This window comes from Thermodesulfobacteriota bacterium (genome assembly GCA_031082315.1).
Classification (GTDB): domain Bacteria; phylum Desulfobacterota; class QYQD01; order QYQD01; family QYQD01; genus QYQD01.
Window position 1 is genome coordinate 83,735 of sequence record JAVHLC010000006.1, and the last position, 19,823, is coordinate 103,557.

15 protein-coding genes are annotated in these 19,823 nt (G+C 48.7%); 12 read left to right on the top strand and 3 right to left on the bottom strand.

The genetic code is table 11. From position 1 onward, the window contains the following. Positions 1-65: 65 nt before the first annotated feature. On the bottom strand, positions 66-1,298 hold the full coding sequence (locus RDU59_07125; protein ID MDQ7838247.1) for a molybdopterin molybdotransferase MoeA: 1,233 nt from the start codon (positions 1,296-1,298) through the stop codon (positions 66-68). Between the two features lie 285 nt (positions 1,299-1,583). On the opposite strand from RDU59_07125, the gene fdhD reads away from it, so the two are divergent. From fdhD to qmoC, 10 genes are all read left to right on the top strand, one after another. Next, positions 1,584-2,312, top strand: coding sequence for a formate dehydrogenase accessory sulfurtransferase FdhD (fdhD, locus tag RDU59_07130; GenBank protein MDQ7838248.1), 729 nt, complete (start codon positions 1,584-1,586; stop codon positions 2,310-2,312). 608 nt (positions 2,313-2,920) lie between these two features. Further along, positions 2,921-4,165: a sulfate adenylyltransferase gene (sat, locus tag RDU59_07135; protein ID MDQ7838249.1), complete on the top strand. Its 1,245-nt coding sequence runs from the start codon at positions 2,921-2,923 to the stop codon at positions 4,163-4,165. Positions 4,166-4,333: 168 nt separating this feature from the next. Continuing rightward, entirely contained in the window at positions 4,334-5,302 is a 969-nt protein-coding gene (locus tag RDU59_07140; protein MDQ7838250.1) for a hypothetical protein, read from the top strand. A 76-nt stretch (positions 5,303-5,378) separates the two neighbouring features. Beyond that, positions 5,379-5,843, top strand: coding sequence for a universal stress protein (locus tag RDU59_07145; GenBank protein MDQ7838251.1), 465 nt, complete (start codon positions 5,379-5,381; stop codon positions 5,841-5,843). Next, the gene (locus RDU59_07150) at positions 5,828-6,517 is read left to right on the top strand and encodes a hypothetical protein (GenBank protein ID MDQ7838252.1); all 690 of its coding nucleotides are present in this window, start codon (positions 5,828-5,830) and stop codon (positions 6,515-6,517) included. The genes RDU59_07145 and RDU59_07150 overlap by 16 nt, the downstream gene beginning before the upstream one ends. 406 nt (positions 6,518-6,923) lie before the next feature. Beyond that, complete coding sequence (aprB, locus tag RDU59_07155; GenBank protein MDQ7838253.1) at positions 6,924-7,352, top strand: adenylyl-sulfate reductase subunit beta; 429 nt, start codon at positions 6,924-6,926, stop codon at positions 7,350-7,352. Between the two features lie 48 nt (positions 7,353-7,400). Continuing rightward, positions 7,401-9,323, top strand: a complete 1,923-nt coding sequence (gene aprA, locus RDU59_07160) for an adenylyl-sulfate reductase subunit alpha (GenBank protein ID MDQ7838254.1) — start codon at positions 7,401-7,403, stop codon at positions 9,321-9,323. 125 nt (positions 9,324-9,448) lie between these two features. Beyond that, positions 9,449-10,717, top strand: a complete 1,269-nt coding sequence (locus RDU59_07165; GenBank protein ID MDQ7838255.1) for a CoB--CoM heterodisulfide reductase iron-sulfur subunit A family protein — start codon at positions 9,449-9,451, stop codon at positions 10,715-10,717. Between the two features lie 4 nt (positions 10,718-10,721). Then, complete coding sequence (locus RDU59_07170) at positions 10,722-13,022, top strand: FAD-dependent oxidoreductase (GenBank protein MDQ7838256.1); 2,301 nt, start codon at positions 10,722-10,724, stop codon at positions 13,020-13,022. Between the two features lie 12 nt (positions 13,023-13,034). Further along, a complete protein-coding gene (gene qmoC, locus RDU59_07175; protein MDQ7838257.1) occupies positions 13,035-14,153 on the top strand; it encodes a quinone-interacting membrane-bound oxidoreductase complex subunit QmoC in 1,119 nt (372 codons plus the stop codon). An 86-nt stretch (positions 14,154-14,239) separates the two neighbouring features. Here qmoC and RDU59_07180 read toward each other — a convergent pair whose 3' ends face one another. Together RDU59_07180 and RDU59_07185 are read right to left on the bottom strand one after the other, a co-directional pair. Then, the gene (locus RDU59_07180; GenBank protein MDQ7838258.1) at positions 14,240-15,103 is read right to left on the bottom strand and encodes a YkgJ family cysteine cluster protein; all 864 of its coding nucleotides are present in this window, start codon (positions 15,101-15,103) and stop codon (positions 14,240-14,242) included. A 751-nt stretch (positions 15,104-15,854) separates the two neighbouring features. Then, a complete protein-coding gene (locus tag RDU59_07185; GenBank protein MDQ7838259.1) occupies positions 15,855-16,574 on the bottom strand; it encodes a helix-turn-helix transcriptional regulator in 720 nt (239 codons plus the stop codon). A gap of 287 nt (positions 16,575-16,861) precedes the next feature. Here RDU59_07185 and RDU59_07190 point away from each other — a divergent pair, with 287 nt between their 5' ends. After that, complete coding sequence (locus tag RDU59_07190; GenBank protein MDQ7838260.1) at positions 16,862-18,844, top strand: Mu transposase C-terminal domain-containing protein; 1,983 nt, start codon at positions 16,862-16,864, stop codon at positions 18,842-18,844. 13 nt (positions 18,845-18,857) lie between these two features. Further along, positions 18,858-19,820, top strand: a complete 963-nt coding sequence (locus tag RDU59_07195; GenBank protein ID MDQ7838261.1) for an AAA family ATPase — start codon at positions 18,858-18,860, stop codon at positions 19,818-19,820. The last annotated feature ends 3 nt before the right edge of the window (positions 19,821-19,823 follow it).

Genomic DNA, 19,823 nt, shown 5'->3' on the forward strand with positions numbered 1-19,823 from the left:
TACTTTTGACATTTGAGCTTTGTCATTTAACTTTGCGCCCTTTGCGCCTTTGCGGTGAGTGGTTTTCAAAATAAATAGACATCGACTATGGAGCCCTTATCCAGTCCTTCTGTATTCATATCGACCCTGATTAATCCGTGGGCCTTGGTCATGGTGGAAATAAGCCCTGATTTTCCGAAGACAGGGGCAGCGGTATAACCCGTTTCATCACGAAAAATCCTTACCCGGACATAGTCCTCCCGGCCCTGCGCAGACGGTACATTACGAGACAGCCGGGCCTTTATGAGTTGTGGGTGAGTTATTATTTGTGGATCGAGACCTCCGGTTCGTTGGAGCAAGGGACGGACGAAGAGCCAGAAAATGATCATGGAAGATGCCGGATGGCCGGGCAATCCCCAGAGGGCCTTCTTCCCGGCCCTGGCTATGATAGTGGGTTTTCCCGGACTTACAGATATGCCGTGCACCAGTATCCGGCTTTCAGGAAAGGACTCGAACACCGCGGCCGTAAAATCACGACTGCCTACGGAACTACCGCCGGATACAAGGATAGTATCCGCCTGTTCTATCCCCTCCGCGCATTTTGCGCGAAGGGCGTCAAATTTGTCCGGCACGATGCCCAGGTAAATAGGTACTCCGCCGTTTTCAAGTATTGCGGCCCAAAGCGTATAGGCGTTGATATCTCTGATTTTACCAGGTGGCGGCATCTCTTCAATCGGGACTATCTCGTCCCCGGTGGAGATAATAACCACCCGTGGTTTTTGATAGACGATGATCTTTTGCCGGCCAATTGCGGCCAACGCTCCAATATCCTGGGGGCGTAACCTGTGCCCCTGGGGTAGGATTTCTTCGCCTTTTTTCAAGTCTTCTCCCTGCAAAACAACATGTTCGCCGGGGGCAACCGTTTTCATGACCTCAATAGTCGTCTCGTCCGCTTGTTGTGTATATTCCTGCATGACTACGGCATCAGCCTCTGGGGGGAGCATCCCGCCGGTCAGGATCCTATATGCCTGCCCGCCCGAAAGCGCCCGGGAAGGAGATGCGCCCATCTCTACGCTGCCGGCTACGGTCAGCAAGGCGGGCATACTTTCAGAGGAACCGAAGGTATCTCTGGCCCGAACCGCATATCCATCCATAGTAGAACGACTAAAGGGCGGCATATCTTCCGGTGAGATAATGGGTTCAGCCAAAATGCGCCCGGTACCTTCTGTCAGAGAGATTTCTTCTGTAGGTCCAACCGGGAACTCGTTGATAATGGCGAATACCTCGTCGGATGTCTTGACCTTAAAGAATTCTTTCATTTTTGTCTCATAATAGAGTATCTTATAATATCTGCCTTACAAGGGACACAGAGATAAAAATTTCGAAACACTTTAGGTGGTTGAAACCGTTCTACACTCAGAAAAGGCTATTAATCTGGAACTCAGGAAATCAGGAAAAGATAGGCCCTCTTTATTTGGGTTTGCACTTCCCTGAGTTCCTGATTTCCAGATTTGATATGTTTCTTTGCAATCTTTATCATGCATTTTCAAAACGCTAAATTGTTACAAAAATTCGAAGTTCGAATTTTAAAGGGGTTGTCCATCATGTCTTCCGGGCTCATTAAATCATTCCCGGTCATTCAAGTCAATAAAAATGGCCGCCAGATGGTCTCAGACGAGGTGGCATGTGAGGCGTCTCGCCGTTTTTTTATAGACCGGAACCTGGTTGCTACGGTTAGCGTCTCACCTGCGGACCTGGAGGATTATGCCATCGGCCGCGTGGTGACGGATGGGTTTTTGGCCTTTGAGGAGATCGCCGAAGTCAATATCGACGAAGCTGGAATCCATGTACGCAGCAAAACCGGTGTAGCCGTTGGCGACAGACCGTCAAGGGATATTCCACCCATAGATTCGGCGCTACAGATTTCGGAAAGACAAGCCCTGTCCTGCGCCGGTTCTTTATCTTCCTTTGCAAGCTATTGGCAGAGGACGGGGGGATTGCACATTGCGGTCTTGTTTAACCGCCATAGCGAGCTGATCCGGGCAGCGGAAGATGTCGGGCGCCATAACGCGGTGGACAAGGTGGTGGGCTATGCCTTTAAAAACGGCCATAACCTTTCGGAATGTTTTCTGGTGTGCAGCGGCCGGCAACCGGAGGATATGGTGGCCAAGGTCGCCAAGGCAGGCATCCCCATTGTTATTTCACGCGCGGCAACTACCGATCGGGGCATTGCCCTGGCCGATAGGGTCGGCCTGACGTTGATCGGCTTTGCCCGGGAAGATCACTTTACCATTTACACTCATCCCGATAGAATTATCAAGTTTTCCTTATAATTAGGACTTTCCCTACATTCTTATGGAAGCCGTTGTTCCTGAGCGAAACTTGCTGGAGCAGTGGGGCGCCCTTCGAGGGCGAGCAGGAAGGGGAAAACCAGCCCGTTAGAGGCTGGAAGGGGCAAGCCTTCCCCGCCTGCGAGTCCCGAAAGGGTCGCTGCGCAAGCCGTGAAGCGAAGGAATGACAGCTTCCATTTCTAGAATGAAAAAATTGGATAAAAATTAACACGTTGACATAATATAGACCATCGATAATGATGGTTGCCATTCTCTATACTGTGGGCAAGTGTGTACAGGCACAACATATAGTGTGTCAATCTCATCCGGCAACAATATGATATTATTAATATTTGCTCATGTGTATATTTTAACAAAAAGTGAGTGTTCATTCATTTAGTCCTTGACAGGGACGGAATCTTACAGTATATAAAAAAGCTAAGTCTAAAAATAGATTCTTTGTGTTCTAAGCCTTTGGCTTGCAGATAATATTTAATGGAGGGGGGTGTTTTGGGGGATCGAGGTAAGAATATCATTTCATGTCTATTAAATGGTGAGGCGTAACGACGCATTACCACATTATTATTGATGAATCATAAGGAGGAAATAGAATGGCTTTAATTGAACCACATGGCGGGAGAGGTTTGGTATGTAGTTTACTGGAGGGGAAAGAGCGTGAAGCGGAGTTGACCAAGGCAAAAACCCTGAAACAGGTCCGGATCCATTCGCGGGCTACTTCTGACCTGATAATGATGGGTATCGGCGCCTTCAGTCCTTTGCACGGATTCATGACCAAGAAGGATTGGAAGGGTGTGTGCGAGAACTTCACGATGGCCGACGGCACCTTCTGGCCGATTCCCATTACGATTGATTGCAGCAAGGCAGATGCCGACGCGATCAAGCCGGACTCAGAGATCGCTCTGGTGGATGACGCTACCGGCACGATTATGGCGACGATGAAGGTGGTAGAGAAATACGAGATGACCGAGGCCGACAAGACCTGGGAATGTATGCAGGTCTTCACGACGGATGACGTCGCGGGCCATCCCGGTGCCGAGAAGGTCCATAAGCAAAAAGAAGTCAACCTGGCTGGACCTGTAAAGGTCTTGAGCGAACTGGACTACCCCACAAAGTTTGCCGGCATCTATAAGAAACCGGCCGAAGTGAGAAAGATTTTTCAGGATAAGGGATGGAGCCGTATCGCCGCGTTGCAGCTTCGTAACCCTATGCACCGCTCACACGAGTACCTGGCCAAGATCGCTATCGAGGTCTGCGATGGCGTTATCATCCATTCGCTGATCGGCGCTTTGAAATCCGGTGACATACCTGCTGACGTTCGTGTCAAGTGTATAGATGTCCTGGTTGAGAACTACTTCAATAAGGACATGGTGGTGCAGGCCGGCTATCCTATGGAAATGCGTTACGGCGGGCCGAGAGAGGCCTTGCTCCACGCCACGTTCCGTCAGAACTACGGTGTCACCCACATGCTTATCGGCCGCGACCACGCGGGTGTGGGCGATTACTATGGTATTTTTGATGCGCAGACGATCTTCGACAAGATCCCGAAGGGCGAAGGCGGAAAGTATCTCAAATGCAAACCGCTGAAGATTGACTGGACATTCTACTGCCATAAGTGCGACGGCATGGCCTCAATGCGCACCTGCCCGCACACCAAGGCGGACCGCGTCATCCTGAGCGGCACCAAGCTGCGCAAGATGCTGTCCGAGGGCGAGGAGGTTCCGGATCATTTTGGCCGTACCGAAGTCCTCGATATCCTGCGGAAATACTACTCAGGCCTGACCGAGAAGGTAGAGATCAAGCTGCAGAAGTTTGCTACTGGTGAGGAGATGAAGTAACCACGGCCTGAAGGTAATAGTATTCTTAATTACAGTTGCGTTGATCATGCCGGTATGGTGGCCATTCATAATGGGTGTCGCCATACCGGCATTTTTTTGCTTTGATCACAGGGGGGCAGGTTTTAATTTGCCCCGGAATCTTGTTCGAAAATCTTGGAATAGCCGGCTATGGAGATTAATGACAAAGAGGCTGTAGAGGCCCTGGCCAGGCAATATCTTGGTGAGGATTCTTCGCCAAAGGTATTCCGCTTCGTTAGCGCTGACATGGATTTTTTTGCCGTGGACTATAATGATATCCTGGCGCTGGGTGACAGGTATTACTTGATTCGCGGGGTAGAGACGGAGAAGCGTTTTGGGATCGAGGATGAACCCAAATACTGGGTGAAGAGGGTAGTGGATCTGCGGGACAATTATGTTAAAAAAATTATCAAATTCTGTTTTTTTGAAGAATTCGACAGCCATATTGGGGGGATAAAGTTTAAACTTGCGCGAAGCCCCGCCAAGGAAGCCCGCATTCTGAAAAAGGTGGAAGGACACCCGAACTTCATGCAGGGGCGTACGGTGGAACAGATACGTGGGAATCCTATCAGAGTTCTGGATTTCATTAATGGACCTTCTCTTTACGAACACCTCATGAGCCTGCGTGTGGAATATGATGAATATTTCTATCAAACCCTGCCTTCTCTGTTGGACAGGCTCATCGTTTGCTTCCGTGCCATGGGTTGGCTGCATGATCAGGATGAAGTGCACGGAGACATCAGGCAGGATCATATCCTCATCGACAAGGCGGACAGCTTGTTTAGGTGGATTGATTTTGACTACAACTACTCGACCAAAGGGTCGCGTTTCGGTTACGACATGTTCGGTCTGGGAAACATCCTGGCGGCTGTTGTGGGAGGCGGGAGTTGTACCTTGCAGCAGCTGAAGGCCGAGCGACCTGAAGTTCTGGACAGACTCTACTATGAAGACACAAATATTGTATGGTCAAACAGGGTAGTGAATCTAAAAAAAGTATATCCGCAGATACCGGAGGGTTTGAACCGGGTTTTGATGCATTTTTCGGCGGGCGCCACGGTCTTTTACGAAACGGTCTGGGAACTCCTTGAAGACTTGGAGGAGGCGCGGGCGGACCTGTAGTTTGGTAGTTCTCTATCTGTGGAGCGTTACCGATCCGACAGAGGAACTCAGATAAAAGAAAAAGGGGGGAGATACAATGGGAGAAGTGGACCCGGGAAAGAATATTCTCCTTAGTATAGATAATTCCGAGAATTCAAGGCGTGCCATCCGCTATGTGGCTAACATTGTGGGCTCATCCGGGGATTACCGCATAACTATACTGAATATTATTGAAGACATGGGCGAAGATTTCTTCCCTTCTGCCGCGGAAAGACAGACCCACATTGAGAAGCAAAAACAGACCTCCGCTGCCTTGTTGGCAGAGGCACGAAATATCATGAGAGAACATGCTGTGCCGGAAGAATGCATAAGGACAGAACAAGTAACTGCGCCTAGCGCATATATAGCCGAGTCCATAATCAGACACGCGCAACACGAAAACAAGGGTACGGTGGTTGTCGGCAGGCGGGGCATCTCAAAAAAAGAGGAGTTCCTGTTCGGCAGCGTCAGCAGCAAGATTGTTAACTATGCCAAGGACTGTACCGTGTGGGTTGTGGAGTAACTCATAGTCTTGCCATTATGACACTGTCTGTAAATACAGCCGGCTTCCCCGAGCTCTTCTACCGGGAAAGATACAGGTCTTTCCCGAAGCTGAAAGGCGTCCCGTGCGGTGTCGGTTGTGCATACAACTGCTGCGATCCCATTATTACTTCAATGGTTATCCCGAGAACCGTGGCCGGGAAAGACCTGCCCAACACCGTAGTAGCGGCCGGCGAGAACCTCCGGAAAGACATAGAAGGCAATCTTAACGTACTGACGCTTTACGGTTTTTTTGTAACTCCTTTTTTCTTTCCGGACTGTCTGGTCAAGGGGCCTGATTTTGGGATAACTAAAGATTTCAACAGGTACATTCAGGTTTATGTCCTGTTCACCTGCCCAAGGCTTACTCCGGAAGGACTTTGCTCAATATACAATCAGGAGAGGTTTAACCTCTGCGGGGGATTTAAGGGGTGTCCTGAATATTGTATTAAGGACAGTACCCCGGAGAGTTCTTTTTTGGTTCTTTCTTTCAACTACTGGCTGATGCGGAAGCTGATCGCCGTTTCCATAAGCAAGAGTGCAGAAGAGGCCATTGACGAATGGAAACGCAATGAAGCCGGCGGGATCAGGGCCTTCCTGCGCTCCAGGGGTGTATGCACCGATGCTTACCTTCCGGAGAGGCCATGTGAGGGGTGAGTCCATATGTTGTGCCTTATGTGTTCTTAAGTACAAGATATGGACAGGGAACGCATTGCATTACCTGTTGATATTCCGCCATTTTTCGTTTGGAAGACTCTTCTCTAAAAGTGAGCAATTATTCATTTTTTCTCTTGACATATTAACGGATGCCATATATAAAATGAGATACCATTCACTAGGTCTTATTTTGGAAGAATCAGGAGAAAGTGCTCGGCTGTGAGCTTTCTTGGGTGCCCGTCCGGCGCTGTGGGCAGAGGTTGTGTCCGCGGACGGGATGAGTCTTTAGAGCGATAATTTATATTGAGAGGGGGGATGATCAGAGAAAAATAAGAATGTATAGGGAGTGAGGTTTGTAGACGGAAACAAGCCTGTCAGTAGCACAACATAAATAGGAGGAAAAATTATGCCAAGTTTTGTAATTCCAGAGAAATGCGACGGTTGCAAAGGCGGTGAGAAGACCGCATGTATGTATATATGCCCCAATGACCTGATGGTGTTAAACACTGCGGAGATGAAGGCATACAATCAAGAGCCGGATGCGTGCTGGGAATGTTTTTCTTGCGTAAAGATATGTCCCCAGGGCGCCATCGAGGTCAGGTCATATTCGGACATTGTGCCTCTGGGCGGTTCTGTGGTTCCCATGAGAGCTTCCGATTCCATTATGTGGACGATTAAATTCAGAAACGGGAATCTGAAGCGTTTCAAATTCCCCATTCGGACGACACCTGAAGGTTCTATCAAACCCTTTGAGGGCAAGCCCGATCCGACGGCAGCCGATCTTGACAATGAACTGCTCTTTACTGAAATGGGCAAGACGATGACTACCCCGTAATTAGGCGTACCATTCAGAACTTTATACTTTTTAAGGAGGATATTAGCTATGGCATTACCAAACAAACCTTTAGGTGAACTCCCCGCAGTAGACAATCCGGAAATTGCGGAACATGAGTGTGATATTCTTATCGTGGGCGGCGGTATGGCTGCCTGCGGAACGGCCTTTGAAATTAAAAAATGGGCTCCGAACGCCAAGACTATTCTTGTGGACAAGGCTTCTTTAGAGAGAAGCGGCGCGGTAGCCCAGGGTCTTTCGGCCATCAACACCTACCTGGGTGAAAATAAGCCGGATGATTACGTAAGGATGGTTAGAAACGACCTCATGGGTATCGTCCGCGAGGACCTTATCTATGACTTGGGCCGCCACGTGGATGACTCTGTTGATCTCTTTGAAGAATGGGGACTTCCGATCTGGAAACAGAAAGGCGACGAAGGCAAGACCCTGAAAGGTGGCGGCAAGCCGGTCCGCTCCGGTAGATGGCAGATCATGATCAACGGTGAGTCCTATAAGTGTATAGTGGCTGAGGCCGCCAAAATGGCCTTAGGTGAAGAGAACATCATGGAGAGGATCTTCATCGTAAAACTGCTTCTGGATGCCAATAAGCCCAACACCATCGCCGGTGCAGTAGGCTTTAGCACCAGGGAAAACAAGGTCCACGTCTTTAAGTGCAAGACCATGATGGTAGCCTGTGGGGGCGCCGTCAACGTATTCAGGCCGCGCTCTACGGGTGAAGGTATGGGCAGGGCATGGTACCCGGTATGGAACGCCGGTTCCACCTATACCATGTGTGCCGAGGTCGGCGCTGAGCTGACCATGATGGAAAACCGCTTCGTGCCGGCCCGCTTCAAAGACGGCTACGGTCCGGTAGGCGCCTGGTTCCTTCTCTTTAAGGCCAAGGCCATGAACGCCCTGGGTGAAAACTACATGGCCAAGAATAAAGCCATGCTGGAAGAATATCCGCCCTACGGTCTGGCCAAGGTCCCGGCCACCTGTCTGAGAAACCATCTTATGCTGAAGGAAATGTTGGATGGTCACGGCCCGATTATTATTGATACGGCCACGGCCCTGCAGGAACTGGGCAAGACCATGGATGCCAAGCAGTTCAAACATCTGGAAGCGGAGGCCTGGGAAGACTTCCTGGATATGAGTGTCGGTCAGGCCGGTCTCTGGGCTGGTACGAACACTGAGCCGGAGAAGGTTCCTTCTGAGATTATGCCCACTGAGCCCTACCTCCTCGGTTCGCACTCCGGTTGCTGCGGTATCTGGGTAAGCGGCCCGAACGAGGACTGGGTCCCGGCGGATTACAAATGGGGTTACAACCGTATGACCACGGTAAACGGCCTCTTCACGTCCGGCGACGGCGTCGGCGCCTCCGGTCATAAATTCTCCTCCGGTGCCCATGCCGAGGGCAGAATTTGCGCCAAAATGATGGCTCGGTATATCCGGGATAACGCCGGATTAAAGCCGACTCTGAAGCGGAGCGCCAAAGAACTGGCTGATGAGATATATAAACCGGTAAAGACCTACAACCAGTTCAAGGGCGCCAGCACCATGTCTGACGTCAACCCGAACTACATCAAGCCCAAGCATTTCATGCTCCGTCTGATCAAGGCCAGTGACGAGTATGGGGCAGGCGCAAATGCCAACTATATGACCAGCGGCCCCATGCTGAAGAGATGTATGGAGCTTCTGGCGTGGCTGCGTGAGGACTCTGAGAAAATGGCGGCGGGCGATCTCCATGAACTCATGAGGGCCTGGGAACAATATCACCGCCTGGGTACGGTAGAGGCCCATATCCGCCACATGCTCTTCAGGGAAGAGACCAGATATCCGGGCTTCTTTTACCGGTCAGACTTCCCGAAGGTTGACGAAGTGAACTGGAAGTGCTTTGTCAACTCCAAGTACGATCCTGATAAGAAGGAATGGTCGGTATTTAAGAAGGAGTGGAAGCAGATCATTCCGGATTAATCGAGGTCAGAGGGAAGTGTTGAGTGCGTAACAAATGACAGACCAATGCCTCCAGGCGTTGTAAAAGACGCCTGGAGGTTTTTTGGTGTCCTTAGAGCGAGAAAAATCGACCATGGAGGAATAGCATGACATCTGGAACAGGTCCTGTAAGCGGAACCATACTAGTCGTGGGTGGGGGGATTAGCGGATTGACGGCTGCCCTGGAGGCGGCAGAGGTAGGATATGATGTTATATTGGTGGAGAAGAATCCATACCTTGGCGGCCGGGTAGCTCAGCTAAATAAGTATTTTCCAAAGCTATGTCCTCCAACATGCGGCTTGGAGATTAACTTCAAAAGAATCAAGACGAACCCCCATGTTAAGTTTTATACCCTGGCCGAAGTGGATAAGGTTTCAGGGAGTCCCGGCAACTATGATGTGTCTGTGAAAATAACCCCTCGATACGTAAATGAGAACTGTGTGGCCTGTAATGCCTGCGCTGAGGTGTGCCCGGTTACACGCGAAAATGACTTTAACTTCGGTATGAATACGAATAAGGCGGCATATAAGCCGCATGACATGGCTTTCCCGATGCAATATGTTATCGACGGAAAGATATGCCAGAAGGCAAGTTGTGCCAGGTGCGTTGAGGTTTGTAAATACGATGCTATCGATCTGAAGATGGAACCGAAAACCCTGGAACTGAAGGTCGGCAGCATAGTCTGGGCTACAGGTTGGAAGCCTTATGATGCTGCTAAGATGGATAACCTCGGATTCGGAAAATATAAAAATGTCATTACCAATATGATGATGGAGAGATTAGCCGCGCCCAATGGACCGACTGCGGGCAAGATTTTACGGCCTTCTGATGGGAAGGAGATAAAAAAGATCGCTTTTGTCCAGTGCGCCGGCTCCAGAGATGAAAACCATCTGCCATATTGTTCATATATTTGCTGTTTGGCCTCATTGAAACAGGCAACTTATGTGGCGGAACAGTATCCGGAAGCGAAAATCTCTATATACTACATCGATATTCGAACCCCCGGCCGATATGAAAATTTCTACCGTAAGGTCGCTGCCAATCCCAATATCACATTAATTAAAGGTAAGGTGGCGCAAATCGAGGAAGATCCCGCTACAAAGGATGTAACGGTGGTTGCTGAGAATACGGCAACCGGGGCAAAAGTCCATGAAAAGGTGGATATGGCTGTCCTGGCCACGGGGATGCAGCCCGCCATGGCCGGGACAAATATTTCTCTTAATGTTCCATTGAACGAGAGCAGCTTTGTTCTGGCCGATCCACAGAGGGGAATTTCTGCCTGTGGCTGTGCCAAAGAACCCCTGGATGTTGTTTCCTGTGCTGAGACTGCTACCGGAGCAGCGATGAAGGCTATTCAAACTTTGGTGAGGAGGTAGGTAGATGGAAAAGAAATACGGAGTATACATCTGTACCGGCTGTGATATCGGTAAATCACTTGATATAGAAAAGCTGTCTGCGGTAGCTGCCAGTTCCAAGGTTCCACTTTGTAAAACCCATCCTTTCCTGTGCGGTCCGGCCGGTGTTGACTTGATAAAACAAGATATCGCAGGGGAGGGGGTCAATACCTTGATCATCGCTGCCTGTTCACCAAGGGTCATGTATGATGTTTTTGAATTCGGCCCTGTACTGGTGGAGAGGGTAAATCTGCGGGAAGGCGTGGTCTGGAGCCATGAGGCAAAAAAAGCAGGAGGCGAAGGAGAAGAGGCGGCCATTGATCCGGAGTTTCAGATGCTGGCCGAGGATTACCTGCGTATGGGGATTATAAAGACCCAAAAAGGTGAGCTTCCTGAGCCCTATAAACCGGAAGAGGAGATTAATAAGAAGATCCTGGTTATTGGCGGGGGTGTGACGGGTATGAGCGCAGCCCTTGATGCGGCCAGTGTCGGCTATGAGGTCACTCTCGTGGAAAAAGAGAAGGAATTGGGCGGGTTTGCGGCCAAGCTCTATAAACAGGCGGCCAGGACCTACCCATATACCGATATAGAGACACCGGACATCCAGTCCAAGATCAGCGCGGTTAGTAGCCATGCGAAGATCAATGTACGCACAGAGACGGAGGTGTCCCGTATAGCCGGTGCGCCGGGGCTATATCATGTCTCGTTTAAACCGGCGGGGACTGAAGGTGAGTGGGATGTGCCTCCTAAGGCAGCCGCTCCAGCAACAGAGGAGGCCAAACCGGCCGAGGGTGGAGAAGCCGCTGAGGCGGGTGGCCGGGCATACAAGGATATCCTGCTCCAGGACGAGAATGCAGAACGCTACGGCGCGGTAATATTGGCTACCGGGTGGAGGCCTTACGATGCCAATAAACTGGATGCCCTGGGCTTTGGCAAGTATCCAAATGTGATTACCAACGTGATGATGGAGGAGATGGCGGCGAAAGGCTCCCTGGTCCGGCCTTCGGATGGAAAACCGGTAAAGAGTGTGGCCTTTATTCAGTGTGCCGGCCAGCGGGATGAAAAACATCTTCCGTACTGTTCTGCGACATGCTGTATCACCTCCCTCAAGCAGGCTAAATATGTGCGGGAACAAGGTGAAGACGCCAAGGCGTTTATTTTCTACAAGGATATGCGCACCCCGGGCCAGTATGAGAATTTCTATAAGAGCATGCAGCAGGATCCGGGGGTTTTTCTGACCAAGGGAGATGTAGTATCCATTACCGAGGATGCCAGGAAAGGCTTGACCGTAGAGGTTGATAATACCCTTATCGGAGAAAAAATTGAGGTGAACGTGGACATGGTGGTCTTGGCCACCGGCATGGTCCCCACGACCCAGGATGAGGCCATTATTAATCTGGCCTACCGCCAGGGGCCCGGCTTTATAGACCTGGAGTTATTTAATGGTTTCGCGGATTCCAATTTTATCTGTTTTCCTTACGAGACCAGGCGAACCGGTGTCTATGCGGCGGGCACGGTCCGGCAGCCGATGACCATACCTATGTGTGAAGACGATGCGGCCGGCGCGGCCCTCAAGGCCATTCAGTGTATAGAATCGGCCTATAGGGGCGTATCGGTTCATCCGCGTTCCGGGGATATGAGCTATCCGGAGTTCTTCTTCGCAAGATGTACACAGTGTAAGCGATGCACCGAAGAATGTCCGTTTGGGGCATTGGATGACGATGAGAGAGGAACACCCAAGCCCAATCCCACGCGGTGCCGGCGCTGTGGCACCTGTATGGGGGCCTGCCCGGAGAGGATCATCGGGTTCAAAAATTACAACATTGACATGATCGGCTCCATGGTGAAGTCCTTTGAAGTGCCGGAGGACGACGGTATATACAGGGTTATCGCCTTTGTCTGTGAGAACGATGCCTACCCGGCTATGGATATGGCCGCCATGAAGGGGCTTAAGTTCCCGGCGGGCATAAGGGTTATCCCGGTGCGTTGCCTGGGCTCTATGAATATGGTCTGGATTAAAGATGCCATGTCCAGAGGCATCGATGGCGTTATCCTTCTGGGGTGCAAGTATGGCGATGATTATCAATGCCACTTTGCCAAGGGCAGTGAGCTGGCCAACAGGCGTATGGATAACGTGGGCGAGACATTAAAATCTCTGGCCCTTGAATCAGAACGTGTTAAACTGGTACAGGTGGCCATTGACGAATATGATAAGATACCACAGATTTTCAATGAATTTATGGAGCAGATGGAGGCCATGGGCCCCAGCCCCATGAAAGGCTTTTAGGAGGTATGTGAAATGGCAGGTTATTCACTTGATCCCGATGTTAAATTTATTGCGGAGATCCAGAAATTAGGCGGAGAGTCTCTGAAGAAGTGCTATCAGTGCGCGACATGTTCGGTTATTTGCCCCCTGTCTTCAGACGAAAAGCCTTTCCCGCGAAAAGAGATGATCTGGGCGCAGTGGGGGCTGAAGGACAAACTGGTCAAGAATGGCGATATCTGGGCATGCCACCAGTGCGGTGATTGTTCGACCTATTGCCCGCGCGGGGCCAGGCCGGGCGATGTTATCGCGGCGGCGCGTGCTTACGCTATCAGGGAATATGCCTTCCCAAGATTCATGGGCAACCTGGTCGGCGAGGGTAAGTATCTACCGGTGATTTTGGCTATCCCCCTGGTGATAATCCTGCTGGTCCTTGCCGCCCTGGGGAATTTAAAGATCCCGGCGGGCGAGATTGTTTATTCGAAATTTTTGCCGATCAAGTTTGTGGATTCCATATTTTTGCCCTTTGCCGGTCTGGCCATAATTTCCCTGGGGCTGGGATTAAGAAATTTCTGGAATGACATAAGCCCCAGTCGTTACAGGTATCTGGTCGGGCGAAACTTTTTAAAGTCACTGGTGGAGACCATTGTCGAGGTGCTGGGGCATGTGCGCTTTAGAAAGTGCGGGACAAACGTGGGGCGCCTTACCGCCCATCTGGCCGTGTTTTACGGGTTTGTCGGTCTCTTTATAACTACAAATATCGTGGTGTTTTACGAATATATCCTCCACAGGGAGACTCCCCTGCCGTTATATGATCCGGCCAAGATCATCGGAAATATCAGCGCGATTATCCTCTTTATCGGTATTTCCCTGATTATAAGGAACAGGCTGGCGAACCCGGATCAAAGTAGTTCTTATTTTGACTGGGCGCTTATACTCATGATATTAGGCGTAACGGTATCCGGGATACTTACGGAACTCTTGCGGCTGGCAGATATCGCCACCCTTGCCTATCCGATGTACGTTCTTCACCTGATGTTTGTCTTCTATATCATAGGATACCTGCCCTATTCCAAGCTGGCGCACATGGTGTACCGTACGGTAGCTCTGGCTTACAAAAGACATATAGAGACAAAATCGGAGCCTGTCAGGTAACAGTTGCTGACTGAATCAAATGAAAAAGCCCCGCGGGATATGTCCCACGGGGCTTTTTATTATTCCCTGTTCTGTTCCTGCCAGGATTAAGGCGTAGTCCTGGCAGCCGCTTGTCCGGCTTTTTCTCTCATTTCCCGGACCTTGGCCTGCAATACCTCGTCCTTGAGTTTGACTGCCTCTGCCCCGAAAAGGGCGGACTTCAGCCAGTCAAATCCAAATTTCATCAGCTCTAATTCATCCCTTTTTATTTTTGCTATAGTTTCATCGCTTATATTATATTTTTCCAGGAATGAGCTTTCAAAAACAAACCGCTTGAATTTATCAATATCCGAATAGACCATAAAGAACATCTGTAAGGCCTGTTGGCTAAGCTCAGCGGTCGGACCATAGGATTTTTTCCTGAGGATAATCTCCATCCAGCCTCTATTCATTTCATCATATATATCCACACCCTGGTCTTTTCTCCATTCTTCTATGGTCCATTCCTTATCTTCCTGAAACCCGAGGCAGTGGTTTTCCCGAACCATGAAATAAAAGTCCTCTTCCCTGACTTTCTCCTTGTTCTTCTCTTTAAACGTAGTCCTACCTAAGGGATAGTATCTGCAAGTTGAAGGGCGATCGGAATATATCGTACAACCATCCGGGGTTACAAACGGACAGAGTTCGTCTTTCCCATCCAGCATCTTTAAGGTAATTACCGGAAGCTGGGTATGGCCGAGGAAATCAAGTTTGGTGTACTTTTGGAGAAACTCTTCTGAGGACATCTTGAGCCGGTTCTTGATACGCATGATGTCGTAGGGCGGCAAGATTATATTGATGCCACGGCAGCAAAGGGTAAAACATTTTACGCCCTTATGGCACCGGAATCTAAACCGGCTGTCAAGGTTATATCTGGTCGGTTCTATCATAGATTTTTCTGAAGAAGTTTGTCCTGTTTTTTGCTCTTCCATATATCCACCTTTTAAAAGACTACTTAGTTTTCATCCGGAAGCCCAAAAACTCCGGATGGAGCTTTCAGCCTTCAGCTATCAGCGTTCAGCTTAAGATGCCGTCTGCCTTGATTTTTTGCTGAGAGCTGACGGCTGATGGATGAACGCTATTTATCTGCAAAAACTACCTTAATAATGGCTTAGTGTAAAGGATATTTTTCCCGGCATAGCTTTCTAAGTCCGGATCTGGCAATAGCATGCGCCTCGGATGGCTATATGTTTTTTATGTTAATAGATGAGAGAAGGTTTGACGGAAAGAAAGACGCGGGATTTCCCGGCATTCACCGAGAAGTGGGCGGATATATTGACGATTCGGACGCGGCGGCGGGAAGTCGAGGTTTGTCGCAAAATCGGCAAGTGAGGGTCTAAACTGTCCTACAGATGTCCCTCGGCTGTGTCCCTCAGTATTTTCTTATCGACGTGAATTGACGGATTATTTTTGACACTTTGCGACAAACCTCTTTGCACTTATGTCAAACCTCTTTGCACTTATGGCCGATCTGAGGGACATTTTGAATTTAAATAAAGATATCTGGGGGACATCTATTAAACCCCTTGTAATTATTAGTGTTTATGTCTTATGGTCTTAACCTTCGATAAACTTAGCTGAGGGACACAGAGGGACATCTATCTTATCATAAATTATGATCGGTTGTTCGCCGCCGAACCGGTTCCAATTTGGCACCACTTAAGCCGCCTCTTCCACACTAAATTATCTTGCATCATCGAACCTTGATAATAAGTATATAGGAATTGCATAATAACCAAACATCATATTCTTTTCCACGTAACTCGGGTAATCTAGAATTATTAAGGAAGATTTTGTTCTCTTGCGCACCATGACAGAACGGGTTCCTTCCTGCCGCTTTTCCCTTGCATCGTCCATTATTTTAAAAATAGATCTAATTAGCCCGCCACTATCGGGGATCTTGGATAACGACATATTTTTGATTATTAAGACGACCTCTTCGTTTAACATCATGGGCTCTAATTGTTCGTCCCAAAGCTGTTGGGTTGTCCCCTCTACATTAAAAATCTTTTTAAGAAACTGGTAACCGCTCTTAATACCTGAAGCGTCAACGAATATGTATTTTGTATTCGCGAGGACATCTCTCAAAATTTCTTCACTGTGATCTATTCCTTGCTGCGTAAAAGCATAAACAAAGATGATGTGTTGTGTAACTTCAGGATCTTTATTCTCTTCTATTAGATCAAGAATTTGGTTTTCTGAGAGCAACCAATCTATTGATGTACCATAAACCCGTTGAATAGCCTCCAACATACCTCTCGATGGCTTTGTCCTTCCACTTTCCACATCAGCGATATAGCCTTGAGAATAACCTAATGATTTTCCAAAGTTATTCTGTGATAGCCGCTGTTTTTTTCGGATTTCTTTTATTTTTTGTGAAGCAAAAATTTTTTCGCTTGACATAATCGTAAATTACGTTTATTTATATCGTAATAATACTTAACATTAAACATCATCATAACATAAAGGCAAAATGAATAAAAATCAAAAAATTGCGATGGCCGAAAAGGGCCTAACAGTAAAAGACCTCGGGTTTATACTTTATCTCCATCCGGCATATCTTTCAGGTGTTTTATCTGGTCGTCATAGGTCCCAGGCCACTCGAAAACGAATATGTGAGCTTTTGAATAAGGCCGAATCTTACTTATGGCCTGAATCACATATTAATGGTCCTTTAGCACGGATTCAAAGTGAGCTCAAATAAAAAATACTTACTAACAATTATCGAATTTGCTCGTTACGAGGGGGTTACCGTTAAAACGGTAAGGAGAAAGATCAAGAGCAACGTCCTCTCCGTCGTAAAAGTTAAAGGTGAGAATGGCTATAGGAAGAACCACCCTGAAAACCGCCTCCACTACAGCCAGTTAAGCACCCCAGAGGCCCAGGAAAGCGCTTTGAAAGACCGGGGCTTACTTGATCCGCCCAAGCCGGAACCACAACCGGTTGAAGAACCAAAGATTTACGACCTCAAGCCCTATCAAAAGGAAGAGGCGGATCGAAGGGAAAAAATAGTCAAAGAGAAGATCGAAGAAAGTAAGGACGTGCCCTTGGGCAAGAGGACAGTTTGGAAAAGAAGCTTTGCAAAGCGGCACGGTATTTCTTATCGGACCTCAACTCGTTGGGAAGATGCCTATAAAACCGGCGGTTATTATGCCCTGGTCCCCAACTGGAATGCCGGAGATCAAAAAAGGATCATTGATAAAAAGCTGGCCAAATTCATCGAGGAAACCTACCTAAAACCATACGGCCCGACCATCAGAGCAACATGGGAACAAGCCTGCAAGTGGTGCGATGATCGCAACCAAAAACCGCCGTCTTACCGGACAGTCGTGGATTTCATTAATAAGAAATGGACCAAAGGGCAACGACTTCTAGTAAGAGATAAATTGGAGTGGGATCGCTTGTACAGACCCTTCGTTCGCAGGGATTGGGAAAAAGAACCAGTCAACGGGACATGGTTTGGGGACGCCAAACAACTGGACATCTGGGTGATATATCGTGGAAAACCTATCCGCCCCTGGATTACCGCCTGGCTTGATGCCCGGTCGAGAAAGTTCGTTGGGCATATTTTGTGGCCAACGCATAATTCCTGGACCATCGCGCAAAGTTTTGTCTATGCCGTGAGTAAACACGGTGCACCGAAGACGGTTTATATCGATCATGGCAAAGATTACAAATCAACCATGCTGGCAGGCACGAAGGTTAAAGACGGACCAACGATTAAGCTATTTGAAGGGATTGAAAAAACGATCATTCTCGGTGCTTGGAGAGATTCAGGATGTAATGTTCTCTACAGCGCACCCTACAACCCACCTGAAAAAAATATCGAATCGAATTGGAATGGAGTTAATCAGATATGTGCTGATCTATCCGCTTATTGCGGAAATGGCAAGAATCGTGGCCTACAAAAAAAGGCGCTTCAAGATATAAAGGCCGGGCGAGGCATGGAATGGGAAGATTTCGTATCCATATTCGATCAGAAGATGAAAGAACGAAACGCCAAACCGCATTCCCAAACCGGGGTTCCCCCCGATTCTTTTTACGAAAATTTCACGCCCATTATTCCCAGCCAGGAGCTTTTGGACTACCTCCTCATGGACGTCCATCTTAAGAAAGTGAAGGACTCCACTGTTACCATAGAGGGCTTGGTTTATCGGGGTGAAGAACTTTGGAGACTCGCCGGTGAAGAGGTAGAAATTCGACGTGATCCCCAAAATATTACCCGCGCTGTGATTATATACAAGGGTAAAGTCTTTGGCTCCGCCTACCTGGAACAAGCCGATCATTACAAAAGTGCTATTACTCTCGACAGCGTGAAAACAGCCCGGCGCATTCGCAAGAGAACGAAGAAATGGCGGGAGCTTGTTATCGAGAATCAGGATTTTATAGATGACCCGCTACGCATGGCGGTGGAGCTGGACAGCGAAGGAACCCCGAGGCAGCGAGACATCCGGCCCGTCGACAGCAAGGTCGTCGGGATTAACAAAAAATCCCGGATCGCGAAGGATGTTAAAAAGGCCTTGCGAGAAGGGGAAAGGCAACAACAGGAGAGAAAAACGGCCGTTGGCGGCGGCGATAGTCTCATCAGCCAGTTACTATCAAGTTTTGAGCGGGAAAAAGACGTTGAGGAGGCCCCGAGATATAGGCTCGTAGATTTGGACATTGACGATTAAGGGAGGTCATACATTGGAGACGGCCTTAAAGGAAAATCCGGATATTCAGCGAGAAGATTATATTTACAAGGAGACCTGCGCGCGGTTTTTCCGTTATAAGAAGAAATTTGGCGAGACGAACGAGACGGCCGCAGATTTGATGGGGAAGCCGCCGGAGCTTGTATCCAAGTATCTTAAAAACGACCTGGATTCTCATGCAAAGATGGTAATCCAGGGAACTATCCGTAATTTTTTAAACCATAATGAGCGATCTAATCCCCTACCCGAAGGACCGGTCTTTTCTACTACAACGGTCTCTCGCGATATATGGGAGGTTTGCCAATGGGTCCAAAAATCTGGGGTGATGGGTTTGATTACCGGACCCGCAGGTGTGGGCAAAACCATGACGATCTCAAAATATAAGAAAAAACATGAAACTGCGCTCGTTCTGACCTGCGGTGTTACGGTGAAGTGTTTGGGCGCGATTTTGGAAGCTGTAGCCGAGAAACTCGGTATTAAGCTCTATGGCCGGACGAATTCAATATATTTAGACCGGATTGGTGAGCGTTTAAGGGAAACCCACCGGCTATTGATTTTCGATGAGGCGCATTTTTTAGACTGGTCGGCTTATGAGGCGATTCGGCAACTATGGGATCTGAGTCAAACGGGCATTGTTTACGTTGGCCAACAGCGTGTCTTGGCTCAGATGAGAGGCAAAAGGAACACGTACTTATACGATCAAATATTCAGTCGCATCGCTGTAAGACGACAGGTAGGCGGAGACATTTCAAGGGACGATGTGAAGCTAATCGCAGGGTCATTTTGTCCTGAATTAGATCGAAGGAGTATCGATTTCTTACATCAGAAGGCCACTGGCGATGGCCATTTCCGGACATTGACCAATGTTTTGAAGTTAACAGTCCAAATGTCCGAGATGTCCCAAAAACCCATAAATTTAAGCCTTCTCCAGCAGGCATTCAGATTTCTAATGGCGTAAGAA